Below are 18,809 nucleotides of genomic sequence, written 5' to 3' on the forward strand. Positions count from 1 at the left end.
TTTGTTTGACATTCACAGAGAGTTGCTTTAATATACCCTATAGGGTATCAAGAGAGTGCGGCGTCACTATAAAACGTTATTTTTTTTGGAGAAAAAATATACCCCTACGGGTAATTTAAAAAATGGAGGCAATACAATGGCACAAGAGCAAAAGAAAACGACGATCGTATTATTCAGCGGTGATTATGATAAGGCGATGGCAGCTTATATCATTGCTAACGGTGCTGCAGCATATGATCACGAAGTAACAATTTTTCACACATTTTGGGGATTGAATGCATTACGAAAAGAAAATCCACCAGCTTTGAAAAAAGGTCGTCTAGAAGCCATGTTCGGTAAAATGATGCCAAGAGGTGCAGATAAACTCGGTTTATCAAATATGCAGTTTGGTGGAATGGGACCTAAAATGATTAAACAAGTTATGAAAAAACACAATGCATTATCTTTACCACAACTAATTGAAATGGCAGCAGAGCAAGACGTGAAAATGATCGCCTGTACGATGACAATGGATCTTCTGGGGTTACAACAAGAAGAATTGCTCGATGGAATTGAATACGCAGGTGTTGCGGCTTATCTTGGAGATGCAGAAGACGGAAACGTTAACTTATTCATCTAATCAAATTGAATATGAGGGGAAGATGAAAAATGGAGTGGATTACATGGCTTTTAGTTGGAGCAGCTGTCCTTTGGTTAGTTTATCGATTCACAACACCTACTAAAGGAGTTCAAACGATTTCTACAGAAGAAATGAAAATGCAACTCGGCAAGAAAGATAAACAGTATATTGACGTGCGAACTCCAGGAGAATTTAAAGGGAATCATATCAAAGGCTTTAAAAACATTCCATTAAATGAGTTGCCAAAGCGCATGATTGAACTATCAAAAGAAAAAGAAGTACTGGTTATTTGCCAAAGCGGAATGCGCAGCAGCAAAGCTAGTCAATTATTGAAGAAAAGTGGGTTTACTACGATAACAAATATTAGAGGCGGCATGAGCAGTTACCGCAAATAAAGGAGAAATTCACAATGAAAACAATGACAACCGAAGAAGTTCAAAAAATAGTAGAAAGTAACCAAGCGATTCACTTAATCGATGTTCGCGAAACAGACGAAGTTGCAGCAGGGAAAATTCCTGGCGCTATTCATATTCCGTTGGGGTTATTGGAATTCCGCATGAGTGAACTAGACAAATCTTCAGAATATATCATGGTTTGCCGATCTGGCGGACGTAGTGGACAAGCTACTCGTTTTCTTGAAGATCAAGGCTATAACGTTACAAACATGGACGGCGGAATGTTGGATTGGAACGGCGAAACAAACTAATCGTCTGCTGAAGAACTGGCAGAATTTCAAGGAGGAAATTTAATGGTACAAACAGATTTAACATTAGATGCAAAAGGATTAGCATGTCCGATGCCAATCGTCAAAGCAAAAAAAACGATGAAAAATATGGATTCAGGTAAAGTACTTGAAATTCAAGCAACAGATAAAGGTTCAACGGCTGATTTTCAAGCATGGGCAAAAAGTTCTGGACATCAGTACATCGGGACTGAAATTGAAGGCGATGTGTTACATCATTTCCTCCGAAAAGATGGTGCAGGAGCTCCTGAAGAAACCATTACAATACCTGAAATTTCATTGGCAGATTTCACTCGGAAAGTTGAAAACGATGAAGCGATAACGATTTTGGATGTTCGAGAAAAAGATGAATTCGAAGAAGCTCATATTCCCGGAGCAATTCATATCGCATTAGGGGAAGTAGAAGCGCGAATGGACGAACTAACAAAAGAAGAGGCTATCTACATTATTTGCCATTCAGGTAGAAGAAGTGGTATTGCAGGAGATATGATGACTAAAAATGGTTTTAATAGCCTATATAACGTAGTACCTGGCATGAGAGACTGGACAGGGAAAACTGTATAAAAATTTTAACTAAAAATATACCCCTGGAGGTAATTTCGCATGACGGTAACAGCAATGAAAGCAAGTGAAGTAGCAAAAAAAGTAGTAAATAATCAGCCATTATTTATCTTAGATGTACGAAATGGCGATGCCTTTGCAGATTGGAAAATCGAAGGTGGCAATATCCAGTATTTGAATATCCCTTATTTTGATTTGTTGGACGGCGTCGAAGAAGTGGTTTCAGAATTGCCAACAGATAGAGATATCTTGGTAGTGTGTGCAAAAGAAGGATCTTCGGTTATGGTAGCGGAAATGCTGTCAGAAGAAGGCGTTTCTGCAGCGTATCTTGAAGGCGGTATGAAAGCCTGGAGTGAACACCTGGAACCTGTAAAAGTCGGAGATTTGAGCAACGGCGAATTGTATCAATTTGTTCGTCTAGGCAAGGGATGTCTTTCTTACATGGTCATTTCTGAAGGAGAAGCCGCTGTAATTGATGCAACTCGCATGGCAACAATCTTCTTGGACTTCGCGCAAGAAAAAGGCGCAACAATCAAGCATGTTTTCGATACGCATTTGCATGCTGATCATATTTCTGGGGGCCGAGCGATTGCAGAAGCAACAGGTGCAACGTATTACTTGCCAGCAAAAGATGCAGAAGGAGTCGTGTTTGACTATGCGGCTTTAGAAAATGGTCTAGAAGTGGCAATTGGAAGCTCGCAACTCGAAATTGAAGCACTTTACTCACCAGGTCACACAATCGGCTCTACTTCGTTTATTGTAGACAAAAAATATTTGATGACTGGCGATATTTTGTTTATCGATTCAATTGGACGACCAGATCTTGCAGGTCTTGCTGAGGACTGGGTAGGGGATTTGAGAGAATCTCTTTACTCACGTTATCAGGATCTAGCAAACGAACTTATTGTTCTTCCAGCTCATTTCATGATTATTGATGAATTAAATGAAGACGGTAGTGTAGCTAAAAAACTTGGCGACTTATTTAAAGAAAACCACGGATTGAATATTTCGGACGAACAAGAATTCCGTGATATGGTTACGAAAAACTTACCGCCACAGCCGAATGCATATCAAGATATTCGCAAAACAAATATGGGTCAGATTACACCAGATGAAGAAATACAGCGTGAAATGGAAATTGGACCGAATCGCTGCGCAGTACGTTAAGTAAAAACAAAAAAATTACAAACAACCTAAAGGAGAGATACTGATGAAATCAACTAAAGTATTAGACGCGAAAGGATTAGCATGCCCAATGCCAATCGTAAAAACAAGAAAAGAAATGAAAGATATGGAAAGCGGAGAAGTTCTTGAAATTTTGGCTACTGATAAAGGTGCACAAGCAGATTTAGCTGCATGGGCAAAGTCAGGTGGACATGAATTAATGGAATCTCAAGTAGAAGGCGACGTCTTTAAATTCTGGATCAAGAAAGGCTAAGAGCTGGATCAAAGGGTATCGTTACGATACCCTTTTCCCTATTAGAAAGGTGATTTAAATGAGCATAGATTTTATCGTTGTTATATTTATCATCGGCTTTGTAGGTTCCTTTATTTCCGGAATGGTAGGAATCGGTGGCTCGATTATCAAGTATCCCATGTTACTCTATATACCAGTAATGCTAGGATATACGGCTTTTAGTGCTCACGAAGTGTCAGGGATCAGTGCCATACAGGTATTTTTTGCGACCATCGCTGGGGTATGGGCATATCGTGGTAGTGGTTATTTAAATAAAACTCTAATTGCTTATATGGGTGGTGCCATTCTCGTCGGTAGTTTTATCGGTGGCTTTGGCTCTACTCTACTATCAGAGCAAGCGATTAATATTGTCTACGCTATCCTCGCGACGATTGCTGTCGTAATGATGTTCATGCCCAAAAAAGGCGTCGATGACATTCCGCTTGATCAAGTGACATTTAACAAATGGCTAGCTGCAGGATTAGCCTTTGCTGTCGGAATTGCTGCCGGAATTGTAGGAGCAGCAGGTGCTTTTATTTTAGTGCCCATTATGTTAATTGTATTGAAAATACCAACACGGATGACCATTGCAACATCGCTTGCCATTACGTTCTTGTCGTCGATTGGTGCGACAATCGGTAAAATTGTCACAGATCAGATTTTATACGGTCCGGCGGCTGTGATGATTGTGGCAAGTATACTCGCAGCACCACTTGGAGCTAAGCTCGGTCAAAAGATGAATACGAAGTATCTCCAATGGATTTTGGCTTTACTGATTTTAGGTACAGCGATTAAAATTTGGACAGATATTCTATAATAGAAAAAGAGGATGCCTTTTCAAAAGGCATCCTCTTTTTCTATTTTTCAGTGCTTTGAGCACTTATGATTTCGATTCGATCGGATGGGTAGGTGTAGTTACCGGTACGTTCAATCTGGGCCACTTCATACATAGTGACTGCTACGTCTTTCGCTTCAACAGGTTTGTATTTTTTCATTTTGCCTTTTAGTACTTTGCTAATGACAGGGCTTAGAAGAGTAGCGGCTTTTTCACCTAAACGAAATTCTTGACGTTCTCCAAGCAACAGAGAAGGCTGGAATATATGCAAGGCAGTCAAGCCCGTTTTCTTCAAATTCAGCTGTAGCTGTCCTTTAGTGCGACTGTAGAAAACTTTTGAGTTGGAGTCGGCTCCTAATGCGGTAATAACCAAAAAGTTTTTTACTTGATGAGACTTTGCCAATTCAGCCATTTTAAGGGGATAGTCATAATCAACTTTTTTGAATGCCTCTTGTGATCCGGCTTTTTTGATTGTCGTACCGAGACAACAATAAACATCTTCGACAGTAAAATAGTCGGCATAGTCATCCAGTTTGTCGAAATCGGTAATAATCTGTTCAAGTTTTTCATGTATTAGTTCGAGTGGATGGCGCACCAAAATTCTTACCTGGCTGTAGTGTGAGCTGTTTAAAAGGATATGGAGCAATTCATTGCCAACCAGTCCGCTGGCTCCTGCTAGTAAAGCAGTTTTATTGTTCATCGTAAACGACTCCTTTGTCTATGTGTTTTCGCTTAGAACCTACTATACCCCAATATATAGAGAATTGTCTTTTTGCTTTGAATCTTTAGCTAAAAGAGTACAATGAGATTAAGAATGAACGGAGAGGAAGAAGCGCATGAAACCAGTGATAGTCGCTGAAAAACCAAGTCAGGCCAAGGCCTACGCAGAAGCGTTCAAAACCACGAAACGTGACGGCTTTATTGAAATTACACCGGATGCGATTTTCCCAGAAGGTGCCTATATCACGTGGGGCATCGGACACCTCGTCGAATTAAAAGAACCAAAGGCTTATAATCCGAAATGGGGGAAATGGTCACTGGCTGCACTGCCGATTTTGCCAGACACCTACCAGTTTCAAGTAGCAAGAGGTAAGGCGCAGCAATTTGCCATTATAAAAAAATTGATTTTTCAAACCGATACGGTCATCAATGCTTGTGATGTTGACCGGGAAGGATCCAATATATTTTATAGTATCTATTACCATACGGGAGCTAAAGGTAAAAAGATTCAACGATTGTGGATTAATTCACTAGAAGCTGATGAAGTTAGAAAAGGTTTTCAAGAACTGCGCGATAATCGGCAAGATCTGTTGTTGTACCAAGAAGCGAAAGCGCGTCAAATTAGCGATTGGTTGGTCGGCATGAACGGCTCTCGTTTGTACTCCTTATTGCTTCAAGAAAAAGGCATACGCGAAGTGTTTGCGATTGGACGCGTGCAAACGCCTACTGTTTTTCTGATTTATCAGCGTGAAAAAGAAATTGAAGCATTTGTACCAGAGCCTTTTTATGAAATTGAAGGTCTATTTGATGCGGAAAAAGGACGCTATAAAGGTAAAGTGAAACTAAGAGCGAAGGAGAGAAGAGAAGCAGAAGAACTATTGGCCAAACATGCTGTTGCTGCAAAAGAAGAAGGCGTTATCACACAAGTAAAAACTACAGAAAAACGTACGCCACCGCCCCAGTTGCACTCTTTATCAACTTTGCAAGCAGTGGCTAATCGGAAATGGAAATACAGTCCTGCTAAAGTTCTGTCTGTTATGCAGGGGCTGTACGAAAAAAAACTTGTCAGTTATCCAAGAACCGATACCCAGCACATTACACCGGGTGAATTTAGTTATTTGGCAGGCCAAGTCGAAAAATATCAGCAATTGATTGAAGCGCCATTTCCGATTGCTTCCAAAGCGCCGAAAAAGCGATTTGTAGACAGTTCCAAAGTTCAGGAGCATTATGCCATCATCCCGACAAAAACCATCCCGACTGCCCGAAAATTAGCGGGACTGGCAACAGACCAGCGCAACTTATATGAGGAAGTATTGCGGACGACGTTGGCAATGTTCCACAAAGATTATCGCTATGCCGAAACCAAGGTGACAACAGATGTTAAAGGGCTGGCGTTTTTCACCACCGGAAAAACAGAGCTTGAAAAAGGGTGGAAAGAGCTATTTCCTTCTGCCAAAGAAACGAAAGAAGAATCGTCTCTTCCTGAATTACGTGAGCAGGAGCGAGTTAAAAGTAAAGTCGATATAAAAGAAAGCATGACAACACCACCAAAGCCGTACACTGAAGGACAGCTAATCGCCATGATGAAAACGTGTGGGAAGTTTGTAGAAGATGTAGGGGATACTGAAATTTTAAAGGAAATTGAAGGACTTGGGACAGAAGCAACGAGAAGTGGCATCATTGAAACAATCAAACGGCATGAATACATCTCAGTCACCAAAAATATTGTTTCGATTACTGGAAAAGGTCGTATTCTTTGTCAATCCATTGAAGGGAATTTATTGTCGAGTCCATCAATGACCGCTAAATGGGAAACTTATCTGAAGAAAATCGGTAAAGGTGAAGGCTCAGCGGAAGTGTTCCTGGCAACCATCGGCAAGTTTATCCAAAAGCTGCTAGACGAAGTGCCGGGACAAATGTTGAAAAACGGATTGCCTGAACAGCTAGCAACACCTGATGCCAAAGATGAGATTGCTCTTTGTCCAAGATGCAAGACTGGCATGATTGTATCGCGAAGAGGTTCGTACAATTGTACCGAATACGCTACTGGTTGCAAGCAATCATTTCCCGCAACGTTCTTGAAAAAGCGGTTAACTGCTAAACAAATTGAATACTTGTGCACGAGAGGCAAGACGCCAGTTATTAAAGGGTTTGTTTCAAAAAACGGTAAGAAATTTAACGCTAAGTTGGTATTAGAAGAAGGTAAGTTGAAAATGGAGTTTTGAAAACCTGTTTCGTTAATTCAACTCGTATCGTAATCGGAAAGTTCGATTGGTTGCAATGAATTAGCGCTTTATCTAATAATGAATACTAAAGAAAAAGCCAGACATCAGCAGGAAAGGAAGTTTCATATGAAATATAATTTTGATGAAATCATTAATAGAAGAGGCACCTACTCTTTAAAGTGGGACGGAGAAGAGTTGATTAAGCAATTCGGATTAACAGAGAGATACGATGAACATACCATTCCATTGTTTACCGCCGATATGGACTTACCTGTTCCACAACCTTTAGTAGATGCTTTGCACAAAACAGTGGACCACCGAATTTATGGCTATTCTGTTTTTCCGGATGAGTATTTCGGTGCGATTCAATCGTGGTTACAAAAACGGCATGACTGGAGAGTGGAAAAAGAACACATCGTTTACAGTCCAGGAACAGTTCATGCGCTGAACATTGCGGTAAAAGCATTTACTAAACTAGAAGATGGCATCATCATTCAGCGTCCTGTTTATCCGCCGTTTACTTCTGTAATTGAAGGGAATGGCCGGAAAGTCATCAATAATGCACTACACGTAGATGAAGAAGGTTATTATTCGATTGACTTCGAGGATTTTGAAGCGAAAGCAAAGGCTAACCATACGACAATGTTCATTTTATGCAATCCGCATAATCCAACAGGTCGAGTTTTCAATAACGAAGAGTTGAATAAAATGGCAGCGATTTGTCATGACAATAATGTCTTAATCGTAGCCGATGAAATCCATGGAGATCTATTGCGTCGCGGCAATGAGTTTATTCCTATGGTGAAAGCGGCTGACCATGCTGACCACATTATTACGTGCACAGCAATTAACAAAACCTTCAATGTGGCTGGGTTGCATTGCACCAACGTCATTATCTCTGACGAAGAGCTTCGTACTCAATTCGCTACTGAAATGGGTATGCAATTGGCATCTCCCTTTGCGATTGCGGCTTTGATTGCGGTTTATAACGAAGGAGAAGACTGGTTGGATCAGCTGACTGACTATGTCGATGACACAATGACGTATGTCAAAGAGTTTTTGGCTGAGCGCATGCCAGAAGTAAAAGTAGCTATTCCTGAAGGAACCTATATTATGTGGTTAGATTTTAGTGGTTACGGCATAACAGCTGAAGAAATTCATGATCGCATATACAATAAAGCCAACGTCCTACTTGAAGATGGCAGTATGTTTGGTGAAGAAGGAGAGTTCTATCAACGGATTTGTACCCCTTCTCCGCGCCCACTGATAGAGGAAGCTTTGGAAAGAATAGCAAAAGAATTTGAAGACATTTCTGGAAAAAGATAACGAGGCAACCCCGTAGTAAATCATAAGTGGGTGCTGATTTCTTTATCTTTAACACGATATTTAGTATGATGAGGGTACTTGAGAAATAAGAGCGTGTTAATCTAAGATGTAGTTTCAACTAGCAACGGTGCTTTTTTCATGTTATCGCTATCTTTATATCTTGGTTAAATAGTTCAGACAATAGAGCTGAAGTAAAAGCCGAAAAGAATGCCTTGAAACAGAGGCAATTCTTTTCGGCTTTTCTAGTTTCTGAAAAAGAAAGGAAGTGGTCATCATTTATTACTTTGTAGATCATAAGAAAAAGAAGATTCACCAACGACAGTTTGCTGGAGATCGGTGCGATTTTGTGGAGACACCTGTAGAAAAAAGGGAATTTACTGACCAAGTCGAATATGTTCAACAGCTGAAGAATAAAGATTTATACGAAATGTGTAAATATTGCCAGCAAGCTCAAAGCATTAGTAGCTAGAAAGGCCGTATTTATGAATAAGCCAGACAAAAAACCATAGACAAGTCCAGATTACCTGAATTTGTCTATGGTTTCATAAGTTGGAAGTTGTTATTTGGCAGGTTCTAGTAATAACAAAGTATAGCCTTTATCAGTGGTGAAGTTCCAATCAAGAAACACTTCTGAAATAGGTTGCTTCAAAATGGCTTCAATCCGAGTTTGTAACAGTAAGCGCCGTTCTAAAGGACGCTTAACTAACTTCAATTCTTCAGTAAATCCTCCACGAATGAGTTCTTTTTCAATTTCGACAAAAATTCCGGTACGCTCGATCAATAATGTGCGGTTGTTGAGCCAGTACAAATCCGTTTTTTCAGGAGTTTTTTGTGCTTTTCGACTAGCTTCCTCCACTTCCTCGAGAACACTTTCCACTTGAACAGCTGAATCCCACTCAAAGTCGGCTGCTGGCGATTTATCGGTCATGACAGCAAGAATCATTCCCGTCTGATCATCTAAATTCCAATCTGCGTAGACATCTTCAATATCCAATGCACCAATTTGCCATAAATCCACTTTTATATCTACAGCCAGTTGATTCATCAAAAGATCACGTGTTTCTAATACTCTGCGATGTTCTTGTTGGTTCAGTAGAATTTTTTCAGGAGGAGATAAAAATCCACGCAGGTGGATCGTGATAAAGGGCGGCTTGACGGTTACGAATACTGAAGTAGGACCTTTTCCGAAATGATTACGCAATAAAGTGGAAATGTAGCTGCCAACTTCAGTATGAATTGTTTTTTCGGTAGGCATGACGTAGTCTCCTTTTTTAGCTGTAGCAATATAAACGACAATCTTTCTTTCATACATCTAATTAAAAGTAGATGGAAAAAGAGTAGTCTGTCTAGTGTGCTTTATTATACGGCAATTGCGTTGTCGTGTACAAAACGATTGCAGCGAATAAAAAAGAGTTACATACGCAGAAATATATAAGGTTATTAGTTTAATAGAAGATCACATTTTATATTTTCCTTTTAGTGGAACAAATAGCACGTGGTTTAAAAGCGTGCTGTGAATTTTGCCTTCAGCATCTTTTTCAATCAGTTGAAGTTCTTGGCTAGCAGAACTTCCTACTGGAATCACCATTTTCCCTCCATGATTTAGTTGTTCAAGTAGTTCTTTCGGAACTTCAGTAGCTGCAGCGGTAACCATTATCCGATCAAAGGGAGCATGCTCTTTCCAGCCCGCGCTGCCATCCCCTAAGTTAAAATGAATATTATCAAGACCTAATTGGGCTAACCGGTCTTTTGAACGATGATGCAACTCCTCAATTCTTTCGATTGTGTATACAGTTTTGGAGAAAGTAGCAAGTAGCGCGGTTTGAAAACCCGATCCAGTTCCAAGCTCCAATACTTTTTGGCTGGGTTCAAGGTCAAGTGCAAGTGTCATTTCGAGCACGAGCGATGGTTGTGAGATTGTTTGTTCAAATCCAATAGGCAAGGCATAGTCAAATGTAGCAAGGTCTTTGTTGGTATCCATGAAAAAGCTGCGATCCATTTGTCTGAAATAGGTGATGATTTCTTTTCTTCGTTCGCTCATCACGTTCACCCCCTTTCTCGTATTGTGTTTTTAGTAAACAAAGCGATAGCTGAGTCATGCATTTTCTGAACAGTCTTGTTACATTGAGTTTAATGAAAAACGAGCAAGCTGTATAGGAAGTAGACTGGAATTTATCCAGAAAAAGAGAGGGCGATTCGTATGGGTTTTCAACAAATGGTTATGAGGTCAATTGAAGAAGGTATTCATCAAAATGATCAGAGATTGGAACTTGCTACTTTTGGGATGGGCTGCTTTTGGGGACCGGAAGCACGCTTTGGTAGCATGCCAGGAGTGGTCCGAACCTGTGTGGGTTTTACTGGCGGAACAACACCAACGCCTACGTACCGGCAAATGGGCGATCACACGGAAACAGTTCATATCAGTTTTGATCCACGAGTCATCAGCTATGAAGCTATCCTTCGAGAATTCTGGCAAAATCATTACCCAAATCGCGATAATTATAAAGGGAGACAATATATTTCTTTAGTCCATTACCATACAGAGCAGCAGCGCAAAACGATTGAAAACATTCGAAAAGAAATGGAAACACAACTCCGTGAGCCAATTGAAACGGAAATTGCACCTTTTGGTGAATTTACGTTAGCTGAAGAACGCCACCAAAAATATTATTTGAAACGGTACCCAAAGGCTTTAGAGCAACTGGCAGAACTTTTTCCTGAAAAGGAATTATTAACAGACTCGACTTTTGCTGCTCGGCTAAACGGTTTTGTAAAAGGCTATGGAACAAAAGACAGTGTGCGAGAAGACATAGCGCAGTGGCGTATCGGAACCGTTGAAAAAAAATGGTTGACTGATCTTTTTTTGAAGTTGAAATGGTAGATGGGCTTTTACCTGAGATTGGATTTTGTCAGAAACTGTAGGAGATTAAAGCGCTAACCCATATAATAGAAAGAAAAGAGAAAAGTAGGAGATGCCTAGTGGATCAAACAACATTGCTGTTAGCTTTACTGCCAATTGTCGTAATTCAATTTGCACTAATGATTTTTGCTTTAATCGATTTGATAAAAAACCCCAATCCGAATGGTCCGAAATGGATGTGGGGAATCCTGATTGTGATCGTCAATATTTTAGGACCGATTCTTTACTTTGTAATCGGGAGGAGAAACTATTGAATATAGTGGAAGTGGAAAAACTAACAAAGCGTTACGGACAACAAGAGGTTGTGAAGCAACTTTCTTTTGTATTAGAAAAAGGCACTGCTACCGCTTTAATCGGTCCGAATGGAGCAGGGAAAACGACAACCTTGTCGATGTTAGCCAGTTTACTGTCTCCTTCAAATGGAACAATTACACTAGCTGAAAATTTGACCATCGGTTTCCTTCCTCAGTATCCTCAATTTTTTCCGTGGTTGACAGCGTTAGAATTTGTGGAAATGGCTGCGAAAATAAGTGGGATTGAAGCGAGAAAAGCGAAATTGCAAGCAACTCGCACCTTGGAATTTGTGGGACTTGAGACGGCAATGAATAAAAAGACAGGCGCTTTTTCAGGGGGAATGAAACAACGCCTTGGCCTTGCGCAGGCTATTGTCCATCAGCCGCAACTTCTTTTGTTGGATGAGCCGATTTCAGCTCTAGATCCGACGGGACGACGTGAAATCATGGATTTATTGAAATCACTACAGCAGGACACAACAATTCTGTACTCTACTCATATTTTAAATGATGCAGAAGAAATGACTGACCAGTTGTTGTTTATGAAAGATGGGTGTTTGATTGAGCAAGGATCTCTAAGCGAAGTCAAGAATCGGCATGCCGCCCCGCACATTCGCATACAGTTTCAAAATCAGACTCAAGCGTTAGACTTTGCTAGGAGACAGTCATGGGAATCTGAGGTGAAAGAGAGTTTTGTGTTTTTGCCTGTTCATGAAAACTATCCAAACATGCAGCAAGTTCTTCGTATTCTGGCTTCTGAACAACAGGGCATTATAGGGGTTGAATCACAAGCGGCTTCGCTAGAAGAAATCTTTTTAAAGGTGGTCGCTGCCAAATGAAGCAATTTCTTATTTTAACGCAAAAAGAGTGTTTGGAAAATATACGGAATTATAAAATTTTCTGGATACCCGCAGTTTTCATTCTTTTAGGGATTACCGAGCCTGTAGTCAATTATTTCCTTCCTCAAATCTTGGAGTCCTCCGGCGGTTTACCAGATGGCGCAGTGTTAGAATTACCAACACTTATGCCAGAACAACTATTGATAGCAGTCATGGAACAATTTCAAACGATTGGTATAGCTGTACTGATTTTAGCTTATATGGGAAGCATAGCTGGAGAACGAAAAAGCGGGACAGCCACTTTGCTGTATGTTCGACCACTTTCTTTTTCAGCTTATTTTCTAAGCAAATGGTCAGTCGCATCTGTTGTTTCCTTGGTTAGTGTCTGGCTTGGCTTTCTGGCGGGCTATTACTACACATTCCTTTTTTTTGGAGAAGTTGGATTTGGCAAGCTTGTTCAACTAATGGGAACTTATAGCATTTGGGTAGTGCTCATTCTAACGATTGTTTTAGCAGCAAGCGCCGTTTCACCAAATGGTGGAATTGCAGCGGCGGTTGCATTTGCAATATACCTGATCTTGCAATTAACGGATAGCTTATTCGGTACGACTTGGTCGATTTCACCGGTGAAAATCCCACAGTACGGAGCGGCTTGGTTAACGGGATCTTCCGATGGAGGTAGTCTCGTAGGAGCTATAGGGATAGCTATTTTATGTATTTTTCTTTTAAGCGTTTTAGGTAGTGTGGCAGCACGAAAAAATAAAGCCAAGACCAAAGTTTGAGTTGCCACTCACCAATCTACTGAGAAACTTGCACGTTTTTTAGTACAACGAGTAGCATGGATTAAAGGAGTGGGAACAAATGCTACATCATGTAGAACTCAATGTTTCAAATCTAACTGAAGCTAGGTCATTCTATAGCGAACTGCTACCACTACTGGGCTATGTATTATTTCAGGAGTGGGAACAAGGGTTCAGCTACAAATCAGGTCCTACCTATCTTGTTTTTGTTCAAACACAAGAGGAATTCTTACAAACGTCTTTTCATCGCAAAAAAACCGGATTGAATCATTTGGCGTTTCATGCAATTTCATGTGCGCAAGTAGACGAAATGACTGAAAAAATGAGACAATTGGGTGTGCGAATTTTATACGAAGACCTTCATCCCTATGCAGGTGGACCAAATTGTTATGCAGTTTTTCTAGAGGGACCTGATCGTTTGAAAATCGAAATTGTAGCACCGATTTAAGTAGATTAAAAGATGGAGCCGACTCCAATTGTTCGAATGAGAATTGAATAGAGGTTAGTTTATGAAAAAAATGATCGGACTTATGTTGTTAGTGTTACTAGTGGGGAGTGGCATTTGGGTCAGTAACAAGTGGGTGCAAACTACGGAATACACGGTAGCTTCTAAAGAGTTGCCAGTTGCTTTTGATGGAGCAACTGTTGTTCAGGTATCGGACTTGCACAATGCCACCTTCGGAAAAGATCAATCTTCACTGATTGAAAAGGTATCGGCAGCCAATCCGGACGTCATTTTTTTGACGGGCGATCTTATCGATAGTAATCGTTATGATTTGGAGGCTAGCTTGGTGTTAGTTGATGCGCTTGTGGAGATGAGTAAAGTGTATTACGTGACGGGAAACCACGAAGTGGCTTCCAATAAGATTGAGGAAATAACAGCTGCGTTACGTAAACGGGACGTCGTGGTTTTGGAAGATGAGCAAGTTGAATGGAAAAAAGCACAATCGTCAATCCAGATTGCAGGAATTAACGATCCTTTGACAGAGCCTGAGATACACGAAGACGAAGCTACACAGGGGAGTCTTGAGCATGCGCAACTGACTGACAATTTTACCTTGTTGCTAGCACATCGTCCTGAATATTTTCCGATTTATGCAGAAGCTGGAGTAGATGTAGTGTTTTCAGGACATGCCCACGGCGGACAAATTCGAATTCCTGGCCTTGGCGGTTTAGTTGCTCCAGGACAAGGCTGGTTTCCGAAAGTAACGGAAGGGATCTTTGACAAAGATCAATCGAAAATGGTTGTTAGCCGTGGCCTTGGCAATAGTACTTTTCCCGTTCGTATTTTTAATCTGCCTGAAATTGTCGTAGTGACATTGAAGAAAGAGTAAAGCAAAAGTCGACGCAGCTTTTCTTTCTTCAATAATCATCTGACCATCTTTTTGAATCTAGAGATGCCTGATAGTCTGAGATAATGAACGCAAACAAGGAGGTCTACTTAACGTGATTAAAAAAAGAGAAGTGACATTGCACCGCTACTCCTCCAAACGATCAATCGGTTACGATTTGCCAACACATCAGCTGGAATTTACACGATTGCCTATAGAAATTATTGAAAAAGATGCCAACGATCCGTTAAAGCATTTTATTATTATTAAAGCACGCGGAGAAGATGCCGGTTTTTTCGAATTGGATGAATCGGAAGACCGTAAAAAATATTCGAACAACCCAAAAGCCTTATTGTTGAGAGGGTTTTCTGTGAATCCAAAATATCAGGGGCGAGGAATTGCGACAGGGTCTATCTATGCACTGCCAGAGTTTATGGAAATGGAGTTTCCAGATTTTGATCAAGTGGTGCTAGGCGTCAATGCGCGTAACATCCCTGCACAACGCTTGTATCAAAAAGCGGGATTCGAAGATACAGGTAGACGAATTATGCGCTCTAAAGGAGAGCAACTTGTAATGTCTTTATACACCAATAAAGCCAAGTGAGATATCGTTTCTCACTTGGCTTTATTGATTTTTTAAAAGAATCACGTTTCTAGGGCTTCCAGTTTTTTATCCGAAATAAAGATACTTATGCAAGTTGCAGCCTGGATTAAAAGGCAAAGTACAGCTAGGGCAAATAGATGCACAGGCTAAATATTCATCGATAGTAAGTTCATGCCCACAGCTCCCGCACAGCACTGCTTTTTCTTGGAACCGGTCTTTTGGCCAAACTTGGTGGTTGCCACAGCCTATAGCTTGGTGGCATTCGAAGCAGGGGAAGTATTGCTGACAGCAAAAAAACTTGATGGCAATTCGATCGATGGCTGAATGGTAATGAGCACAACGTGTTTCCGCATCTACGCTGACGCCTTTCACTGTGTGGTGATGAGACATAGTAACTCGTCCTTTCTGAAATGGCGATATGCTTTAAAATAGACAGTTGTTTGAGGGATATAGAATTCGAGTTGGCTGGAGTTCGTCGGAAATATCAGCTAAATTTATATGGTTCAGTTTCTTTCTATGCTACTATTAAAAAGACGAAACTACGAATCTAATTCTTCGGGGCAAGGTGAAATTCCTTACCGGCGGTGAGCAGGAAACTGCAAGTCCGTGACCCGGTTGGACGATGGCAAGCATAGGCCACTATGTTTTAAACGTCCAAACGGTGGAGCTGGTGAAATTCCGGCACCGACAGTTACAGTCTGGATGGGAGAAGAATTTAGAGATCGGCTTCGTTATGTGCCTCTTCTTTTCAATGTGTTGAAATTGAAAGGAGGAATTTGTATGACCAAACACCTTTATCAGGGAGTAGTCTCTGGAAATACAAGTCAACGGTCTTTAACCCTGCTCATTCTCTCAGTGGAAAACGAGCTTCTTCAAGGTACGAAAAATGGCCGTCTACTTGGCCAACTTGATAAAGAAGCAGGGCACATTGTGTTATGGATTCAAACCCTTCTGAAATATTCTTTCCTCACCACCCATACGCCCCATGGTGGAAAGCACCCGAAAACTCGTAAGACCCCAATTGAATACACTTTAGCGAACAGATTGGAGGAGTATGCCTAAATGTTTACAGGTATTGTTGAAGAACTTGGACATGTTGCCTCAGTTCGCTCTAAGCCACAAGCAATGGAGTTAACCATTTCCTGTGCGCTAATTTTAGAAGACGTTAAGCGCGGAGACAGTATTTCCATTAACGGAGTTTGTTTAACTGTATCGACCTTTACTTCTAATACTTTCACAGTTGATGTGATTCCAGAAACGGTCAAATCTTCAACGATGAAGGAATTGAAAGCAGGTTCCCGGGTAAATCTTGAACGCGCTATGCCAGCTAATGGACGTTTTGGCGGTCATTTTGTTAGTGGACATATTGATGGCGTCGGCGTTATCCGATCTGTGAAAAAAGAAGCAAATGCGATCACTAAAACAATCGAGCTTGAACCTCAGTTGTTGAAGTATATGATGCTAAAAGGATCGATCGCAGTAGATGGTACTTCTTTGACTATTTTTGCTGTTAGCCATAATACTGTGACGATTTCTCTTATTCCGACGACGCAAGAAGATTCGCTATTAGGAGAAAAAGGCATTGGTGAAAAGGTCAATATCGAATGTGATTTATTGGCAAAGTATACCGAGCGAATTCAAACAGCAGAACCGAAAATCAGCAGAAGCTGGCTAGCAGAAAACGGATTTTAAAAGGAGGCGCAACACAGATGTTTTACACGGTAGAAAAAGCCATTGAAGATTTAAAGAATGGTAAAGCCATTATTGTCATTGATGATGAAGATCGAGAAAATGAAGGCGATTTTGTTGCTTTGGCAGAATTCGCTTCACCTGAAATCGTCAATTTGATGGCGACCGAAGGAAGAGGTTTGATCTGCGTACCACTTGCCCAATCAATCGCCCAAAACTTACAAATTGGTCTAATGACGGACCATAATACAGATGAGTATGGTACTGCTTTTACAATCAGTGTGGATCATAAAGATACGACGACAGGCATTAGTGCTTTTGAACGCTCTCATACAATTACAAGCTTAGTCAAGCCAACTGCGAAAGCAACAGACTTTAAACGTCCGGGTCATGTTTTCCCGTTGATCGCAAAAGATGGCGGCGTCCTTGAACGAACAGGACATACTGAGGCAGCAGTAGATCTAGCGAAGCTTGCAGGTTCACCTCCAGCAGGAGTTATATGTGAAATTATGAATGCTGATGGAACGATGGCGCGTGTTAACGATTTGTTACAAGTGTCAGAACGTCTCGGTCTTGGTATTTTAACGATTAAAGATTTAGTAACGTACCAACAAGAACAGCAAAACATGACAACTTATTAATCTACTAGAGGAGATGGACTTAAATGACGATACATTTTGAAGGATATTTAAATGGTGAAGGTTTACGAATTGGAATTGTAGTTGGTCGTTTTAATGAATTTATTACAAGTAAATTATTAAGTGGGGCAGAAGATGCTTTAAAACGTCATGGCGTTGGAGAAGAGGATGTATCGATTGCTTGGGTACCTGGAGCTTTCGAAATTCCGCTTGTAGCGAAAAAAATGGCGATGAGTGGAAATTTTGATGCCATTGTTACGTTAGGAACAGTCATCAGAGGCGCAACTCCTCATTTTGACTATGTTTGCAGCGAAGTCGCTAAAGGTGTTTCAAGAGCGAGTGACCATGCAGATATTCCAGTCATTTTTGGTGTTTTAACAACAGATTCTATTGAACAGGCGATTGAACGCGCTGGAACAAAAGCTGGAAACAAAGGTTGGGAATCAGCAGCAGGTGCTATTGAAATGGCAAACTTGATGAAAAAATTATAATTTATGACTCCTGAGCTTTTGCTCAGGAGTTTTTTTGAGGTTAAAAGACGAGATTTGGGGAATGTGATAGGTAAAGGAAGTGTATGATGGTTATAAAGAAGCGAAACATTCTAGGTTTTGAATTCGAACCAATGAAAATCACAAGAGGATGATGAGTATGGAAAAAACAATTTACTTAATTAGACATTGCCAAGCAACCGGACAGGCACCGGACGCGGACTTGACTGCAATGGGGCAAAAGCAAGCAGAAGAATTAGCAAGATTTCTTCAACAACGACAGATTATCCATTTTGTTTCGAGTCCGTTTACACGGGCTATCCAATCGATTGAACCGGCAGCAGACCAACAAGATTTACCGATTCGAATTGATGAGCGTTTGGCTGAACGAGTGTTGAGCTCTGAAGATTTGCCAGACTGGATGAAAAAATTAGAAGAGTCTTTTAATGATGACAACGTAAAATTCACTGGAGGCGAATCAGGGAAAGAGGCAGCAGACCGTGCCATGGAAGCATTGAGTGAAATGGATGACATGACTGCAGCGGTAACTCATGGCAATTTGTTGGGCTTACTATTAAAACGAATTGACGACGATTATGGGTTTTTGGAGTGGCAAAAGCTGACTAATCCTGATATTTATAAAGTGATAATAAAAGATGGCCACCTTTTTGCACATCGCGTGTGGAAATAAGTACATAGAAAAACCGGCAGTACTTTCGCTGC

The 18,809-nt window shown here is 40.8% G+C and carries 25 protein-coding genes, 1 pseudogene and 1 riboswitch; of the genes and pseudogenes, 22 read left to right on the top strand and 4 right to left on the bottom strand.

Annotation, left to right across the window (positions count from 1 at the left end):
* Positions 1-136: 136 nt before the first annotated feature.
* Genes AUO94_RS10895 through AUO94_RS10925 form a run of 7 tightly spaced genes read left to right on the top strand, consistent with a single transcriptional unit; the run spans position 137 to position 4,195 of the window.
* Positions 137-619, top strand: a complete 483-nt coding sequence (locus tag AUO94_RS10895; protein WP_049693153.1) for a DsrE/DsrF/DrsH-like family protein — start codon at positions 137-139, stop codon at positions 617-619.
* A gap of 29 nt (positions 620-648) precedes the next feature.
* Complete coding sequence (locus tag AUO94_RS10900) at positions 649-1,014, top strand: rhodanese-like domain-containing protein (RefSeq protein ID WP_058384238.1); 366 nt, start codon at positions 649-651, stop codon at positions 1,012-1,014.
* A gap of 14 nt (positions 1,015-1,028) precedes the next feature.
* A complete protein-coding gene (locus tag AUO94_RS10905; protein ID WP_058384239.1) occupies positions 1,029-1,325 on the top strand; it encodes a rhodanese-like domain-containing protein in 297 nt (98 codons plus the stop codon).
* Positions 1,326-1,367: 42 nt separating this feature from the next.
* Positions 1,368-1,925: a sulfurtransferase TusA family protein gene (locus AUO94_RS10910; protein WP_058384240.1), complete on the top strand. Its 558-nt coding sequence runs from the start codon at positions 1,368-1,370 to the stop codon at positions 1,923-1,925.
* Between the two features lie 39 nt (positions 1,926-1,964).
* Positions 1,965-3,089 carry an MBL fold metallo-hydrolase gene (locus tag AUO94_RS10915; protein ID WP_058384241.1) on the top strand — a complete coding sequence of 375 codons (1,125 nt, stop codon included), beginning with the start codon at positions 1,965-1,967 and terminating at the stop codon, positions 3,087-3,089.
* Between the two features lie 43 nt (positions 3,090-3,132).
* Positions 3,133-3,360, top strand: a complete 228-nt coding sequence (locus AUO94_RS10920) for a sulfurtransferase TusA family protein (protein WP_049693148.1) — start codon at positions 3,133-3,135, stop codon at positions 3,358-3,360.
* Positions 3,361-3,418: 58 nt separating this feature from the next.
* Positions 3,419-4,195, top strand: coding sequence for a sulfite exporter TauE/SafE family protein (locus tag AUO94_RS10925; RefSeq protein ID WP_058384242.1), 777 nt, complete (start codon positions 3,419-3,421; stop codon positions 4,193-4,195).
* 40 nt (positions 4,196-4,235) lie between these two features.
* Here AUO94_RS10925 and AUO94_RS10930 read toward each other — a convergent pair whose 3' ends face one another.
* Positions 4,236-4,913, bottom strand: coding sequence for an NAD(P)H-binding protein (locus AUO94_RS10930; RefSeq protein ID WP_058384243.1), 678 nt, complete (start codon positions 4,911-4,913; stop codon positions 4,236-4,238).
* Positions 4,914-5,049: 136 nt separating this feature from the next.
* On the opposite strand from AUO94_RS10930, the gene AUO94_RS10935 reads away from it, so the two are divergent.
* The 3 genes from AUO94_RS10935 to AUO94_RS10945 all read left to right on the top strand — a co-directional run bounded on the left by AUO94_RS10935 (position 5,050) and on the right by AUO94_RS10945 (position 8,953).
* Positions 5,050-7,158 (top strand): type IA DNA topoisomerase, encoded by a 2,109-nt coding sequence (locus AUO94_RS10935; protein ID WP_058384244.1) that lies wholly within the window; start codon positions 5,050-5,052, stop codon positions 7,156-7,158.
* A gap of 126 nt (positions 7,159-7,284) precedes the next feature.
* Positions 7,285-8,484, top strand: a complete 1,200-nt coding sequence (locus AUO94_RS10940) for a MalY/PatB family protein (protein ID WP_058384245.1) — start codon at positions 7,285-7,287, stop codon at positions 8,482-8,484.
* 265 nt (positions 8,485-8,749) lie between these two features.
* Positions 8,750-8,953 carry a hypothetical protein gene (locus AUO94_RS10945; protein ID WP_058384246.1) on the top strand — a complete coding sequence of 68 codons (204 nt, stop codon included), beginning with the start codon at positions 8,750-8,752 and terminating at the stop codon, positions 8,951-8,953.
* 90 nt (positions 8,954-9,043) lie between these two features.
* Here AUO94_RS10945 and AUO94_RS10950 read toward each other — a convergent pair whose 3' ends face one another.
* Positions 9,044-9,739: a Na-translocating system protein MpsC family protein gene (locus AUO94_RS10950; protein WP_058384247.1), complete on the bottom strand. Its 696-nt coding sequence runs from the start codon at positions 9,737-9,739 to the stop codon at positions 9,044-9,046.
* A gap of 201 nt (positions 9,740-9,940) precedes the next feature.
* Complete coding sequence (locus tag AUO94_RS10955; RefSeq protein ID WP_082707534.1) at positions 9,941-10,525, bottom strand: protein-L-isoaspartate(D-aspartate) O-methyltransferase; 585 nt, start codon at positions 10,523-10,525, stop codon at positions 9,941-9,943.
* 159 nt (positions 10,526-10,684) lie between these two features.
* Here AUO94_RS10955 and msrA point away from each other — a divergent pair, with 159 nt between their 5' ends.
* From msrA to AUO94_RS10990, 7 genes are all read left to right on the top strand, one after another.
* Complete coding sequence (gene msrA / locus AUO94_RS10960) at positions 10,685-11,365, top strand: peptide-methionine (S)-S-oxide reductase MsrA (protein ID WP_058384248.1); 681 nt, start codon at positions 10,685-10,687, stop codon at positions 11,363-11,365.
* A gap of 98 nt (positions 11,366-11,463) precedes the next feature.
* Positions 11,464-11,658: a PLD nuclease N-terminal domain-containing protein gene (locus tag AUO94_RS10965; RefSeq protein ID WP_049693140.1), complete on the top strand. Its 195-nt coding sequence runs from the start codon at positions 11,464-11,466 to the stop codon at positions 11,656-11,658.
* Positions 11,655-12,536, top strand: coding sequence for an ABC transporter ATP-binding protein (locus tag AUO94_RS10970; RefSeq protein ID WP_058384249.1), 882 nt, complete (start codon positions 11,655-11,657; stop codon positions 12,534-12,536). The genes AUO94_RS10965 and AUO94_RS10970 overlap by 4 nt, the downstream gene beginning before the upstream one ends.
* A complete protein-coding gene (locus AUO94_RS10975) occupies positions 12,533-13,318 on the top strand; it encodes an ABC transporter permease (RefSeq protein ID WP_058384250.1) in 786 nt (261 codons plus the stop codon). Before AUO94_RS10970 ends, AUO94_RS10975 begins: the two co-directional genes overlap by 4 nt.
* A 79-nt stretch (positions 13,319-13,397) precedes the next feature.
* Positions 13,398-13,784 carry a VOC family protein gene (locus tag AUO94_RS10980; protein ID WP_058384251.1) on the top strand — a complete coding sequence of 129 codons (387 nt, stop codon included), beginning with the start codon at positions 13,398-13,400 and terminating at the stop codon, positions 13,782-13,784.
* Between the two features lie 61 nt (positions 13,785-13,845).
* The gene (locus AUO94_RS10985; RefSeq protein ID WP_058384252.1) at positions 13,846-14,670 is read left to right on the top strand and encodes a metallophosphoesterase; all 825 of its coding nucleotides are present in this window, start codon (positions 13,846-13,848) and stop codon (positions 14,668-14,670) included.
* Positions 14,671-14,782: 112 nt separating this feature from the next.
* Positions 14,783-15,271, top strand: coding sequence for a GNAT family N-acetyltransferase (locus tag AUO94_RS10990; RefSeq protein ID WP_058384253.1), 489 nt, complete (start codon positions 14,783-14,785; stop codon positions 15,269-15,271).
* 66 nt (positions 15,272-15,337) lie between these two features.
* On the opposite strand, the gene AUO94_RS17095 is transcribed toward AUO94_RS10990, so the two are convergent.
* The gene (locus AUO94_RS17095; protein WP_082707536.1) at positions 15,338-15,661 is read right to left on the bottom strand and encodes a CHY zinc finger protein; all 324 of its coding nucleotides are present in this window, start codon (positions 15,659-15,661) and stop codon (positions 15,338-15,340) included.
* A gap of 157 nt (positions 15,662-15,818) precedes the next feature.
* A riboswitch (FMN riboswitch) is annotated at positions 15,819-15,989 on the top strand.
* Between the two features lie 62 nt (positions 15,990-16,051).
* Here AUO94_RS17095 and AUO94_RS10995 point away from each other — a divergent pair.
* The 5 genes and pseudogenes from AUO94_RS10995 (at position 16,052) to AUO94_RS11015 (ending at position 18,777) form a co-directional block, all read left to right on the top strand.
* Positions 16,052-16,333: a hypothetical protein gene (locus AUO94_RS10995; protein WP_058384254.1), complete on the top strand. Its 282-nt coding sequence runs from the start codon at positions 16,052-16,054 to the stop codon at positions 16,331-16,333.
* Positions 16,334-16,963 (top strand): riboflavin synthase, encoded by a 630-nt coding sequence (gene ribE, locus AUO94_RS11000; protein WP_058384255.1) that lies wholly within the window; start codon positions 16,334-16,336, stop codon positions 16,961-16,963.
* 17 nt (positions 16,964-16,980) lie between these two features.
* A pseudogene (gene ribB / locus AUO94_RS11005) lies at positions 16,981-17,589 on the top strand (3,4-dihydroxy-2-butanone-4-phosphate synthase); the annotation flags it as partial.
* Between the two features lie 35 nt (positions 17,590-17,624).
* Positions 17,625-18,089: a 6,7-dimethyl-8-ribityllumazine synthase gene (gene ribH, locus AUO94_RS11010; RefSeq protein ID WP_058384256.1), complete on the top strand. Its 465-nt coding sequence runs from the start codon at positions 17,625-17,627 to the stop codon at positions 18,087-18,089.
* Positions 18,090-18,246: 157 nt separating this feature from the next.
* Positions 18,247-18,777 carry a histidine phosphatase family protein gene (locus tag AUO94_RS11015; protein ID WP_058384257.1) on the top strand — a complete coding sequence of 177 codons (531 nt, stop codon included), beginning with the start codon at positions 18,247-18,249 and terminating at the stop codon, positions 18,775-18,777.
* Positions 18,778-18,809 lie beyond the last annotated feature (32 nt).

The organism is Planococcus kocurii (assembly GCF_001465835.2).
Lineage (GTDB): Bacteria > Bacillota > Bacilli > Bacillales_A > Planococcaceae > Planococcus > Planococcus kocurii.